Here is a 12,512-nt window from a genome sequence, read left to right on the forward strand (position 1 = left end):
GCGGGGGTTTTCGTTTCAGGCCGCCACGAAGTCGCGCGTGAGCTTCTGTTCGCTGTGTCGCACGGGCAGGGTGAAACTGACCGTCGTCCCTTCGCCAGGTGTCGAGTGCATTTCCAGCACGCCGTCGTGCATGGTGATGAGCGACTTGGTGAGCGCCAAGCCTAGGCCCGTTCCTTGGGTCGTTTTCGAGAACTGGCTCTCGACCTGTTCGAAAGGCTTGGCCAGTCGCGCCAGGTCTTCCTTGGCGATCCCGATGCCAGTGTCCGTCACCGAGACCTTGATCAGGTCACCAAACGGATCGCGACGGACTTCCGCGCGCACGGTGACGCTGCCGGCGCGCGGCGTGAACTTGATGGCGTTGGACAGCAGGTTCAGCAAAACCTGCTTCACGGCGCGATAGTCGGCCTCGATCTCGGGCAGTTGCGGGAAGTCGATGTTCAGCTTGAGGCCCGCGGCCTCGGCGCGGTTGCGCACAAGCCGAACGGCGTCCTCGGCGACATCCTCCAGGTGCATCGGCTCGAACTTCAGGTTCATCTTGCCGGCCTCGATCTTGGACATGTCGAGGATGTCGTTGATCAGCGCCAGCAGATGCTGGCCCGACGAGTGGATGTCCTGGCTGTAGCCCTTGTAGCGCTGGTCGCCGAGCGGTCCGAACATCTCGTTCATCATGATCTCCGAGAAGCCGTTGATGGCGTTCAGGGGAGTCCGCAGTTCGTGAGACATGTTGGCCAGGAATTCGCTCTTGGCCTTGTTGGCGCTCTCTGCCTTGACCTTCTCGGTCTCGTACTTGCGCGCCAGTTCGGCCAGCTGCTCCTGGCTGCGCTCCAGGCCCGCAACGGCGTTCTGAAGCTGCTCCTCATTGCGCCGGCGCGCTTCTTCCTGTGTCTTGATCGCCGTGATGTCGGCGGCGGTCATCACCAGACCGCCCTCGGCGGTGCGACGCTCGCTGATCTGAATCCAGCGACCGTCCATCAGTTCGGCTTCGCGAACGCCCTTGGCGCCGTCAGGAGCAGGGTGCTCCTGCTTGATGGCCAAGGCGGCGAAGCGATTGACCTCGGCGCGCGCAGCACCCGGCTTGAGGATCTTGGGCTCCAGCGAAAACACGCTGCGATAGTTGCGGTTGCACATCAGCAGGCGACCCTGCCGATCCCACAGCACGAAGGCTTCGGACACGCTCTCGATCGCGTCGCGAAGGCGATTTTCAGCGGCTTGCGCGCGCGCCTGGGCGATGCGCTCTTCCGTAACGTCCAGCGCCACGCCGATGATCCGGGCGTGGCCTTCGCTTCCGGGTTTGCCAAACCCTTGACCCCGAGCGTCGATCCAGAGCGACCGGGCGCCCTGTTCCGTCGCCGGGACACGAAACGACACATCGAAGGCGCCGTACATCGCCGCATTGGCCAGCGCCTGACGGACGCGTTCGCGGTGGTCGATGGAGATCCGTTCCAAAAGATCCTGACCCGAGACGACACCGCCGCCGCCCCAGCCAAACATCGCGCCGGTTACGTCGGACAGATAGACTTGGTCGCCGTTCAGGTCCCATTCCCAAATCCCGCATCGCGCAGCCTCGACGGCGAGCCGAAAGCGGCGTTCGCTGTCGATGAATTCGCGATGGGCCACCTCGGCCTTGCGGCTCTGGATCATCAACAGCAGCGCCAGCGCGATGCCCACGCCGAGCGGAACCAGGAGGCTGAAGGCGCCTTCCATGACCTGCCGATCCAAGTTCGCGACCGACCGTGTCGGCGCCGCCGCAACGGCGAGCAGGGCGCCCTCGGCGATCGGACGCACCGCGACATCCAGGACAGCGCCATCGGCGCCCTGACCGCGTACGGCGGCGGGGCCGTCGCCGAGGTCTTCAACCGAGACCGCGAAGGCCTCGCGGAGGGCGCTCGCGCCCTGGACGCCGCGCCCCTGGGCCGCGATCAGTTTGCCGTCGGGCAAGGCAAGGGCGCCGCTCTCGCCCTTCTCGGGATCGGCGACAAGGCGCGAGGCGTCGCCGCTTGAAATCACGAAGGCGCGTGCGCGATCCAAGGTCGTTGTGGTGGCGACATAGAGGCGGTCCGTTTGGCCGACTGACCCGATCCAGTTGGTCCGGCCCGAAGCCCCTGCCGCGATGGCGGCCGCCTTCCAGTCGGCGCCCTCGTCACGGCCTGCGACGGCGACGACGCCCGCCTGGCTGACGACAGCCACGGCGGCGGCCTCGCCGCCGGCCGCGCGCAGAGTAGTTTCTGCGGCGTCCATGGTGGCGCCAGGGTCACGTTTCAGAAGATCGGCGGCGGCGGAGAGGCCTGCGCGCTGGGCGGCCAGGTTGGCGTCCACGCGGCCGGCGATCAGTTGCGCCTTCGCCGCCAACGGGGCGCCGCCAGGCTGCGTCAGAGCCTCGCGCTGCAAGCGATGGACGCCGAACGCGGTGTAGACGGCCAGAAGCAGGAGCGCGGCGAGGATCGCAACACGGACGAGCGTCTGGGAGGGCGCGCCTACAGGCTTGGCGCGCACGGCCGCCGGCGCGGTCGGCCCGGCTGTCGCCGGCCCTCCGTGTCTGGCCATGCCCTTGTTCAACGCGCCCGACTCCCGTGGATCCCCATGGCGAGTCACTTCGCCAGAGCCTGAATCTAACGTACCGCCGCCGTGCGCGTCACCGCAGAAGCAGCGGATTTCGAACGGCTGAGCCTATTGGTCGCAATCCCGAGTGGCGGGCGGCTGCGAAAGACTCGTCAGCCGAGCGCCTTGCTCGCCAGTTCCAGAACGTTCTTGGACAGGTTGGGCTGCGCGACGATCCGCTCTAACTGGGCTCGCATCAGCTGTCCGAGTTCCGGTTTGTACCGCCGCCAACCGCCCAGCGGCTCGACAAGTCGCGCGGCAGTCATCGGATTGAAGGCGTCGATCTTGAGAATTTCGTCCGCCAGGAAAGCGTAGCCGGCGCCGCTGGGATCGTGGAAACGCGCTGGATTGAAGTTGGCGAAGGTCGAGATGAGGGCTCGCAGCCGATTGGGGTTGGTCGGCTCGAAATCGGCATGCTGCGTCAAGGCGATCACGCGCTCCAGAACATCCGGGTTCGGGTCGCGACCTTGCACCGCGAACCATTTGTCCAGCACCAGCGGCTCGGTGCGCCAGGCATGGTGGAAGCTTTCAAGCGCCTTTTCCCGGGGAACACCGCCCATGGCGACCATCGGATAGAGGCCGCCGATCATATCGGTCATGTTTCGGGCCGCGCCGAAGTGGCCAAGCAGGCGCGTGAGGTTCTCCGCGTGCGGCTCTGCAGAAAGGGCTTCGGCGCAGGCGTTGCGCAGCGCTCGGCGACCTGCGGCGTCTGCGTCCGGCGAGAACTCGCCGTCGATCTGCATCTCGCCGTGCAGACGTCGCAGCAAGTCGCCGAGATGGACGGCGATGCGAGTGCGAAGATGGTTGCGGGCTTCATGGAGGGCCGCCGGGTCGGCGGCCTCGAACATCAGGGCCAGGTCCGGCTCGGAGGGCAGCGCCAGCAACAGCGCCTTGAACGCCGGCTCGGCGGCGTCGTCGACAAGCGCGCGACCCAGCGCGTCGGCATAGCGCTCCTCGCCGACTTCGTCGGGCGTACCGGCCGCGCGCGTCAGGATCAGGTCCCGCGCCAGGGTCTGGCCGGCCTCCCAGCGGTTGAACAGGTCGGTGTCCGACGCGAACAACACGTAGCGGTCCGAGGGGCGCGCGTCGGTCGAAAGGTTCACCGGCGCGGAGAAGCCGCGAAGCGCCGAGAGCACCGGCGGTTCGGGAATCTTGTCCCAGCGAACCGTCACCCGGGCTTGATCCAGAAGAACGATTTCGGTGTCGCGAAGCACCGCGCCGTCCGCCGAGAGCAAGCCGATGGCGATCGGAATCGGCAGAGGCTTTTTCACCGGCTGACCCGGCGTCGGAGGCGTGGTCTGGGCGAGGGTCAAGGTCAGGGCGCCGGCGGCGGCGTCGTAGTCCGTCTCGATGGTCACCGCCGGCGTTCCGGCCTGCTCGTACCAGCCGAAGAAGCCCGACAGATCGCGACCGGAAGCTTCGGCGAAGCAGGCGATGAACGCTTCCACCGTCGTGGCTTGGCCATCATGGCGCTGGAAGTAGAGGTCACAGCCCTTCCGGAAGGCGGCCGCGCCCAGGATCGCCTTGAGCATCCGGATGATCTCTGCGCCCTTCTCGTAGATCGTCGCGGTGTAGAAGTTGTCGATCTTCAGATAGCTGGACGGACGAACCGGGTGGGCGAGGGGACCTGCGTCCTCAGCAAACTGGCGGGCCCGCAGCGCGCGGACATCCTTGATCCGCTGCACGGCCGCGCCGCGCATGTCCGCGCTGAAGCCCTGGTCGCGGAAGACCGTGAAGCCTTCCTTCAGGCACAGCTGAAACCAGTCGCGGCAGGTGATGCGGTTGCCGGTCCAGTTGTGGAAGTACTCGTGGGCGACGACGGCTTCGATCCGCTCGTAGTCGAGGTCGGTCGCTGTCAGCGGATCGGCCAGGAGCAGCGAGCTGTTGAAGATGTTCAGCCCCTTGTTCTCCATGGCCCCGAAATTGAAGTCGCGCACGGCGACGATCATGAAGAGATCCAGGTCGTACTCGCGGCCGTACGTCTCCTCGTCCCACTTCATAGCGCGCTTGAGGCTGTCCAGCGCATAAGCGGCGCGCGAGGCCTGACCGGGGTCGACGAACACGCTCAGGGCGACCTCACGCCCGCTCATCGTCACGAACTTGTCGGCCAGGACGTCGAGATCGCCGGCGACCAGGGCGAAGAGATAGCTGGGCTTGGGGAAGGGGTCCGACCATTCGGCGAAGTGCCGCCCGTCGTCCAAAGAACCCGAGGCCACGGGATTGCCGTTGCTCAGCAGGTGCGGAAACTTGCCGTCGGCCTCGATCCGGACGCTGTACCGCGACAGGACGTCGGGGCGATCGGGGAAGTAGGTGATCGTGCGGAAGCCTTCGGCTTCGCACTGGGTGCAGAACCGGCCGCCCGACATATAGAGGCCCATCAGGGCCTTGTTTGACGAGGGATCGATCTCGACCTCGGTCGTCAGCACGAACTGGTCCGGCGCTTCGGCGATGGTGAGATGTTCGGCGTCCACGACGTACTGACTCGCCGCCAGCGGCTGGCCGTTGATGGCGATCGACACGAGCGTCAGGCGTTCGCCATTCAGGACCAGCGGCTCGCCCTTTTGGCCGGTTCGGCGCACCGAAAGCTCGGCGGAGACGCGGGTCCGCGTCGGATGCAGGTCGAAGACCAGACGAGTGGTCTCGATGGCGAATGGGAACGGGCGGTAGTCCGCGAGGTTTACGGCTTGGGGCGTGTCGGTGCGCATACGTCTTATCTAGTCCTGCTCGCCGCGCTCTGCGAGGGACCTTGACGAGCCGTTTCGAATTGGTGGCCGGCTTGCCCTGACACGGTCTAGTCGCCGGAGGGCGGCGCCGAAGGCGACTCTTGCAAATAGCGCTCCACCGCCACGATTTTCTGCGCGAGCGCGCTCAAGGCGGGCGGTGCGTCCTCGGGGTTGTCGGCGACCAGCGTCAGGATTTCGCGAGCAATGGCATGGAGCCGCGGCGCGCTGGCGATCAGCCTCGCCTGATACTCCATCTTGTGCGGATCACGATCGTACTCCGCGCCGGGGGTCCGCCAGCCGCCCCAATCGTTCGGATCGGTGACAACAACCGGATAGGTCCCTGGGTAGGGGTGATGGGCGCAGTCGCCCTCCTGCTGCCACTTGTTACGCGCTCGCAGCACACGCCAATTCGACGCCAGACCGCCTTCCTGCGGGTCGACCTTGTCCTCGGGTTTCAGTTCCTGGGCTTGGAACTCGCGACCCAGGCCCACGTCGTAGGTCACGCGCACCGGCTCATCGAAGCCCTTGGCCCATATGGGCACGATCCGTTCGACGATCGCCCAGCAGCCAACGCTGTCGACCCAGACCCGCTGGTTCTTCTGAAAGACGGTCTTGGCCATGGCGCGCGACGGGTCCGAGCTTGCGAAACTTTCGCCATAAGAACCTGAAATTCTTGACGCCGGGTCAATCTTTCCCTTCGCGTGAACGTCGTTCAGTGTGCCTGTCGTGACGCGCCCGAGAGCGCGGCCAGGGAGGTTGCAGTGGATTTCGACTATTCGGACGACCAGAAGTTCCTGAAGGAGGAGGCGCGCAAGTTCCTCGCCGGGAATTGCGACGTGAGCGTGGTGCGCGGCGTGCTCGATAACGCCGATCGCTCGTTCGACGAAAAGCTTTGGAAGGGCGTCGCTGAACAGGGCTGGCTCGGGGCCTGCATCCCTGAAGAGCATGGCGGCCTGGGCCTGGGTCGCGTCGAACTTTGCGCCATCGCCGAGGAGCTGGGCCGCGCCGTCGCGCCGATCCCGTTCGCCTCGACCGTCTATGTCCTGGCTGAAGGCGTGATGGCCTATGGGTCCGACGCCCAGAAGGCCTCCATCCTGCCCCGTATCGCGGCTGGCGAGGTGATCGGTTGCCTCGCGACCTCGGAAGGTCCGGGCGTGGTTGGGCCGGCGACGCTGCAGTGCCGCGTTGACGGCGGCAAGCTCAGCGGAACGAAGATCCCCGTCACCGACGGCGACGTCGCCGATCTCGCCTTGGTCTTGGCCTCCGAGAACGGCCGGCCGGGCTTGTTCCTGGTTGACCTGAACGGGGCGGGCGTGTCGCGTGAGACCCTCAAGAGCCTGGATCCCACCCGCGGCGTCGCAAAGATCGTCTTCGACGGCGCGCCGGCTGAACGGATCGGCGACGCTGGCGCCGGCTTCGAGGTCGTACAGGGTATCCTGGACCGCGCGGCCGTTCTGCTAGCCTTTGAGCAACTGGGCGGCTCCGACCGCTGCCTGGAGATGGCCAAAGAGTACGCCCTGGGCCGCTACGCCTTTGGTCGTGTGATCGCCGGCTACCAGGCGATCAAGCACAAGCTGGCCGACATGTACGTCAAGAACGAGGTCGCGCGCTCGAACGCCTACTACGGCGCCTGGGCGCTGAACGACGGTGCGCCCGAGCTGCCGGTGGCCGCCGCCGCGGCGCGGATCGCCGCCTCGGAAGCCTTCTGGTTCGCCAGCAAGGAGAACATCCAGGTGCACGGCGGCATGGGCTTCACCTGGGACGTCGACTGCCATCTCTACTATCGCCGCTCGCGCCAACTGAGCCTTGTGGCCGGAGCGCCGAAGGTCTGGAAAGAGCGACTGGTGGCGGAACTCGAAAAGAAGAACGCGGCGTAAGGAGCGGAAGAACATGGATTTCAACGATTCCACCGAAGAAGCCGCCTATCGCGAAAAGGCTCGCGCCTGGCTGGCCGAGAACGCCGCCGCGCACCGCGCCAAGTGGGGCGAGCTGAAGCCGAACACGCCAGAGCACATGGCGGCCGCCAAGGACTGGCAGGCCACCAAGGCCAGCGCCGGCTATGCCTGCATCACCTGGCCCGCCGCGATCGGCGGCGGCGGCGGCACGCCGATCCAGTCGGTGATCTTTGGCCAGGAAGAAACCAAGGCCGGCCTCGGCTATGGCTACTTCACGATCGGCCTCGGCATGTGCGTGCCCACGGTAATGGCCTTCTCCGACGGTGAGACCAAGAAGCGCTTTGTCGGCCCCGCCGTTCGCGGCGAGGAGATCTGGTGCCAGCTGTTCTCGGAGCCGGCCGGCGGCTCTGACGTCGCCGCTCTGCGCACCCGCGCCGTCAAGGACGGGGACGAGTGGGTGATCAACGGCCAGAAGGTCTGGACCACCGGCGCCCACTATTGCGACTACGGCATCCTGTTGACCCGCACCGATCCCGACGTGCCCAAGCACAAGGGTCTGACCATGTTCTGGATCGACATGAAGGATCCGGCGGTCGAGTGTCGCCCGATCCACCAGATGTCGGGCGGCCGCGAGTTCAACGAGGTCTATTTCACCGACCTGCGCGTCAAGGACAGCCAGCGTCTGGGCGAGGTCGGTGACGGCTGGAAGGTCGCCCTCGTCACCCTGATGAACGAGCGTCTGGCTGTCGGTGGTTCGGCCGGCCCGAATTATCGCGAGATCATGAAGCTCGCCCGCGAACTGGCGGGGCCCACCGGTCCTTCGCTCAAGGATCAGTCGTTCCGCGAAAAACTGGCCGACTGGTACGTCCAGTCAGAAGGGCTGAAGTTCACGCGCTTCCGCACCATGACCGCTCTGTCGCGCGGCCAGACGCCAGGACCGGAAAGCTCGATCGGCAAGATCATCTCGGCCAACCAGCTGCAGGAACTGGCCAATACCGCGGTCGAGATGGAGGACCAGTACGGCATCCTGTCCGATCCCGAGGTTGCGCCCGCCGAGGCGGCTTTCCAGCAAAGCTTGATGTGGGCCCCGGGCCTGCGGATCGCTGGCGGCACCGATGAAATCCTCAAGAACATCATCGCCGAACGGGTCCTTGGCCTGCCGGGCGATGTTCGCGTGGACAAGGACGTTGCTTTTAAGGACATGCCGACGGGACGCTGATTTCGTCGAATCTTCACACGACTTGAAATGAAGCGAGTCGCCTGCTGACGAGGTTAGCGGGCGACTCGCAGACACTTCGCCTAGTTGTTTCCGCCGTGCGGAAACGTGCGAAAATCCCTCAAATTCGCCTGCCAAGCGAACCTGACCCGCCATGACAAAGACTTCATTGCCGGGCCGGTTGAGCTGACCTTGACAGTGGCCAATCCCGGGCACATGAGAGATCGTTGTTTTATGGTTAACGGCGACGGCTGAGGGGGATTCATGCGCGAGGCCGGGGACGCAATGGCGCGCCTTCGCACGCTCCGCGACGCGGCGGGGCGCCTGTTCGCTGACCGCGCCTCCCTGCTGCGCCGCGCGCCTGTGGGGATCGTCGTCGCAGCGGTGGTTATTCCGCTCGTTGGCTGTGACACCGGCCCCAGCTTCTGGTTCCACAAGCGCGCCAGCGCCTGCCCGCGACCGCAGGTCGCTCAGGGCGTTTCGGGACAGTTCAACCAGCAGCAGCAGGAAATTCGCTCGCTGCGTCAGGGCGGTTTCCGGGGTGACTTCTTCGCGCAGCTCGAGCTTGCGCGGCGCTATGAGGGGCAGCGCGCCGCCGACAAAAACCTGGAAGATCCGGTGGAAGCGGCGGTGTGGTACGCCATGGCGCTGGCCAACTCCGGCGGCTACGCGCCGATCGCGGCTTATGAGCGTCGCGGCAAGGAATCGCGGGCGGTGTCCCGCTTCGACGACTGCCGCGCCTTCGAACGCCGCAGCGCCTATAGCGCTCTGGACCGCTTGCTCTCGCGCATGTCGACCGAAGAGCGCGAGAAGGTCCGCAATCGCGTGATCTATATTTTGTCGACCCAGAGCGCGGATGGATTCCGGACACTGGCTCGCATGCATGACGGCTATTTCGGTCCGTTCGGCGAGCCTTCGGATAACCTCCAGGCCATCGAAGCTTACGGTAAGCCCAGCCAGCCCGGCGCCCCGGCGGCGCTGGACCTGTTCCGCCGCAACGACGTCGACGCCTATCTCTACAATTATCTCGCCGTGCAGACGGGCGATGTGTCGGCCTACGTGATGCTGAAAGACTTCGAGCGGTCCTCGCCGCAGCGGGCGTCTTACGGCTCGTTCGTCGAGACCAAGGCCAAGCGCTGGATTCCCCCCTACGAGTTCTATCCCCCCGAATCGCCGGACTCCGGCGTGCCCCACTCCGACGAGGCCGACCTGTCGGGCGAGGCGCGCGAGGCGGCGCTGTATCGCATCTCCGAACTGCCCTTCGTTCACGTCGGCGAGGCGCTGTCCTATCTGCGCGTGATCCCCACGGCGGTCCTTGACGAGAAGATGCTCAGCGTCACCGAGGTCCAGACCCTGCAGAGCATGATCGGGCGTCCCAACACCGGTCGACTATCGCCCATCGAAAAGGTGCGCGCCGTCCAGTACGCCGCAGTCAACGGCTCCTCCAAGGCCCAGCTGGTGCTGGCGGTGATGTACTCGGAAGGCGTGGGCGTGCCGCGCGACTACGCCCGCGCTTACCACTGGTACGAGGAGGCCGAGCGTCAGGGATCGGCGGAAGCCAAGTATGCGATGTCGACCTTCTTCTCGCTGGGCCTGCAGGGCGTGGCTGACCAAGATCGCGCCAAGGCGGTGGTCTACCAGATCGACGGCGCTCTGGCCGGCTTCAAGCCGTCGGCCTGGCGGCTGCAGCAGCTGCTGGCGCAGGTCTCGCGTCCGCCGCGCGGCGCTGGCGAGCGCCCGCAGCCCCGACCGATCTATGGCGCTGATGACTATCGCGCCGCGCCGCGCGCCGAAGACCGTGATCCGCGCCAGGAGCCGCCTGGACCCGACAGGGGCGGGCGTCCTTATAACGAAGGGAATTACTAGATGCGCCGCCTCAGCCGCCTGCTGGCGCTTTGGGCCGCCTTGACCCTGGGCGCCGCCGTCGCCTCCGCGCCCGAGCTGGCCGTCGCCTCGCCGGACGCCAAGATCGATCAGCAGATCCGTCCCTGCTTCGGCCTGTTGCTGCAGCCTAACCTGGCCCACGGGTGCAAGGTGCGTGACGTGCGGCCCAAGCCCTGTCCCCGGGGTACGATCCGCTCGAGGGGGCGCTGCGTCGTGCCCTACAATAATGGCGGTGGCTACGCCTACGTGTCGCGCGAGATCAACTGCGACTACGCGTATCCGGGCCAGATTTCCGACACGCTCTATCGCCTCTACGAAGGCGACGTCCTGACCCTGACCTCGACCAATGGCGGCGCCTGCGTTGACTCGCTGAACATCACGAAGGCGATCAGCATTGTGGTGCGCGACTATTCTCCCAGCCGCACGCGTCCGATCCTGATCGCCGGCAGCGGCCAGCCCTGCATCAAGATCCAGGCGGGCGTGCAGTACGTGGTGCTGGATGGTCTGGGCATTGAGGCCACCCGCGCCGGCGCCGCCTCGTGCATTGTCGGCCGCGCCACCGAGATCGCGATGCGCGGCGTGACGGTCCGCTATGATGGCGAGGGCTCGGCCTTTGACGTCGGCGACAGCCGCATCGAGCTGGCCCAGACCACCTTCATCGGACGCACCCGTCAGCCGGTGGTCAAGGCCACCGGTACGATCATGGCCGCCGACGTCGAGATCGCCGCTACCGCCATCGGCGCAGCGCTGGAGACCTCGGGCGACAGCCGTCTGCGCGACGTCCGCGTCTCGCGCCTGGGCGACTGGACGGGCTCCTCGCGCACTCGCAACTCGGCCGGCTTTATCATCGCTGGCATGAACCGCCAGCAACTGGTCCAGATCGACGGCCTCTATGTCGATGGCTTCTCGCGCGGCATCTATGTCGGCGGCGGCGACGAGACGACGCTTCTGCGTCCTGTGGTTCGCGACAGCGACTGGGCCGTGACGCTGGAGAACGCCAACCTGCGCGTGGTCGAGGGCGAGCTCGAGGCCGTGGATGTCGGCATCTACGCTGCGTCGGGCGTGGTGTTCGCGTCGAACAACAAGATCATGGGCGTCATGCGCTCGGGCATCTACGCCGACGCCGGCGGCCAGGTTCGCGCCGTCGACAACCGCGTCTATGCGCGTCCAGAAGGCTGCCGCGCTCTGGTGACGGGCTTCTTCAACGGCGAACTGACCTGCCGCCCCTGGTTCGAGGCGCCGGAGCTTTACCGTACGCCCCGTGACCGGGCCCGTCTGGATTTCGACAGCTATTGGCCTGCGCCCGCCGTCGTCGCCGGCGTGACCACCCAGCCGCCTGCGGAACTCGCCGGCCCGCCGCCGGCCGCCGCGCCTGTTTCCGCGCCTCAGCAAGGGGGAGCTCCGCGATGAGCAAGTCTGTTCGTGGCCGGCTGGCCGTCTCTCTCTGCGCCCTGGCGACCCTGTCCAGCCTCGTGGCGACCCAAGCCTGGGCTCAGAGCGGGCCTGGCGGTCCGGGCGGCCCGGGCCGTGGCCGCGAGGTCTGCGGCTCGCCGATGACCGGCGCTGCGCCCGACATCATGAGCTATGACAGCGCCACGGGCACTCAGGTCTTCGTCAACAGCGGGCGGGGAACCGGGACCGATGTCTCGGCCTACAACGCCCAGACGAGTTCGGCCGCTCAGTTCGCTGGGGACCTGAGCCGTCCGGGCTTGGTCTCTTCTTGCTCGGTCGACGGTTTCAGCCGCCAGGCCTATGGCGTCGACGCCACGCGCCCTGGCCAACTGGTGGTCTCGGGCCGTGACGAACGCGGCGAGCGCTGGGCCTTCACCCGCGCCGACGGCAAGGTCGAGGTCTGGGATCCGCGCGGCGACAACCGCTGCTTCAAGTCGGGCCTGGGCATCTTCACGCCGGCTGGCGGCTATGGTGTGGCCCTGGCCACCCCGCCGGGCGCCATCGGCGTTGGTATCGCGGCCGGTCAGCACTTCGGCGGCGTCGGTGTGGGCGCGAACCGCAACTTCGTCGGCGCGGGCCTCGTCGGATGCTGAGGACGGTCCTGGTCGTGGGGGTTCTGGCGATGGGCCTGACGGCCTGCGCGTCGCCGCGACCGCATGGCCCGCCGCCGCCCTCGACCCCGAACCGCGCCAAGGTGACGCCGCCGCCGCCGCCGATCGAGGCGATCCGTCCGCGCTACTGAGT

9 protein-coding genes are annotated in these 12,512 nt (G+C 66.6%); 6 read left to right on the top strand and 3 right to left on the bottom strand.

What is annotated here, in order from left to right; translation table 11 throughout:
• Positions 1 to 15 precede the first annotated feature (15 nt).
• The 3 genes from pleC to ACT53N_RS14500 all read right to left on the bottom strand — a co-directional run bounded on the left by pleC (position 16) and on the right by ACT53N_RS14500 (position 5,941).
• Complete coding sequence (gene pleC, locus ACT53N_RS14490) at positions 16 to 2,544, bottom strand: cell cycle histidine kinase PleC (protein WP_476064555.1); 2,529 nt, start codon at positions 2,542 to 2,544, stop codon at positions 16 to 18.
• Between the two features lie 167 nt (positions 2,545 to 2,711).
• Positions 2,712 to 5,303: an aminopeptidase N gene (pepN, locus tag ACT53N_RS14495; protein WP_476064556.1), complete on the bottom strand. Its 2,592-nt coding sequence runs from the start codon at positions 5,301 to 5,303 to the stop codon at positions 2,712 to 2,714.
• Between the two features lie 86 nt (positions 5,304 to 5,389).
• Positions 5,390 to 5,941 (bottom strand): hypothetical protein, encoded by a 552-nt coding sequence (locus ACT53N_RS14500; RefSeq protein WP_476064557.1) that lies wholly within the window; start codon positions 5,939 to 5,941, stop codon positions 5,390 to 5,392.
• Positions 5,942 to 6,082: 141 nt separating this feature from the next.
• Between ACT53N_RS14500 and ACT53N_RS14505 the strand changes: the two genes are divergently transcribed.
• From ACT53N_RS14505 to ACT53N_RS14530, 6 genes are all read left to right on the top strand, one after another.
• Positions 6,083 to 7,198 (top strand): acyl-CoA dehydrogenase family protein, encoded by a 1,116-nt coding sequence (locus ACT53N_RS14505; protein ID WP_476064558.1) that lies wholly within the window; start codon positions 6,083 to 6,085, stop codon positions 7,196 to 7,198.
• A gap of 13 nt (positions 7,199 to 7,211) precedes the next feature.
• Positions 7,212 to 8,435, top strand: a complete 1,224-nt coding sequence (locus tag ACT53N_RS14510) for an acyl-CoA dehydrogenase family protein (protein WP_310209918.1) — start codon at positions 7,212 to 7,214, stop codon at positions 8,433 to 8,435.
• Positions 8,436 to 8,696: 261 nt separating this feature from the next.
• Positions 8,697 to 10,298, top strand: a complete 1,602-nt coding sequence (locus ACT53N_RS14515) for a tetratricopeptide repeat protein (RefSeq protein WP_476064559.1) — start codon at positions 8,697 to 8,699, stop codon at positions 10,296 to 10,298.
• Positions 10,299 to 11,726, top strand: a complete 1,428-nt coding sequence (locus ACT53N_RS14520) for a right-handed parallel beta-helix repeat-containing protein (RefSeq protein ID WP_476064560.1) — start codon at positions 10,299 to 10,301, stop codon at positions 11,724 to 11,726. It abuts the gene before it with no gap.
• Positions 11,723 to 12,361 carry a hypothetical protein gene (locus ACT53N_RS14525; protein WP_476064561.1) on the top strand — a complete coding sequence of 213 codons (639 nt, stop codon included), beginning with the start codon at positions 11,723 to 11,725 and terminating at the stop codon, positions 12,359 to 12,361. The genes ACT53N_RS14520 and ACT53N_RS14525 overlap by 4 nt, the downstream gene beginning before the upstream one ends.
• Positions 12,355 to 12,510 carry a hypothetical protein gene (locus ACT53N_RS14530; protein ID WP_476064562.1) on the top strand — a complete coding sequence of 52 codons (156 nt, stop codon included), beginning with the start codon at positions 12,355 to 12,357 and terminating at the stop codon, positions 12,508 to 12,510. The genes ACT53N_RS14525 and ACT53N_RS14530 overlap by 7 nt, the downstream gene beginning before the upstream one ends.
• Positions 12,511 to 12,512 lie beyond the last annotated feature (2 nt).

The sequence above is a fragment of the Caulobacter sp. DMC95 genome, from assembly GCF_056313785.1.

Coding starts and splice junctions, on each gene's coding strand:
- ACT53N_RS14525 (WP_476064561.1), top strand. CDS start 11,723: ATGAGCAAGTCTGTTCGTGGCCGGCTGGCCGTCTCTCTCTGCGCCCTG.
- ACT53N_RS14530 (WP_476064562.1), top strand. CDS start 12,355: ATGCTGAGGACGGTCCTGGTCGTGGGGGTTCTGGCGATGGGCCTGACG.
- pleC (WP_476064555.1), bottom strand. CDS start 2,544: ATGGCCAGACACGGAGGGCCGGCGACAGCCGGGCCGACCGCGCCGGCG.
- pepN (WP_476064556.1), bottom strand. CDS start 5,303: ATGCGCACCGACACGCCCCAAGCCGTAAACCTCGCGGACTACCGCCCG.
- ACT53N_RS14510 (WP_310209918.1), top strand. CDS start 7,212: ATGGATTTCAACGATTCCACCGAAGAAGCCGCCTATCGCGAAAAGGCT.
- ACT53N_RS14515 (WP_476064559.1), top strand. CDS start 8,697: ATGCGCGAGGCCGGGGACGCAATGGCGCGCCTTCGCACGCTCCGCGAC.
- ACT53N_RS14500 (WP_476064557.1), bottom strand. CDS start 5,941: ATGGCCAAGACCGTCTTTCAGAAGAACCAGCGGGTCTGGGTCGACAGC.
- ACT53N_RS14520 (WP_476064560.1), top strand. CDS start 10,299: ATGCGCCGCCTCAGCCGCCTGCTGGCGCTTTGGGCCGCCTTGACCCTG.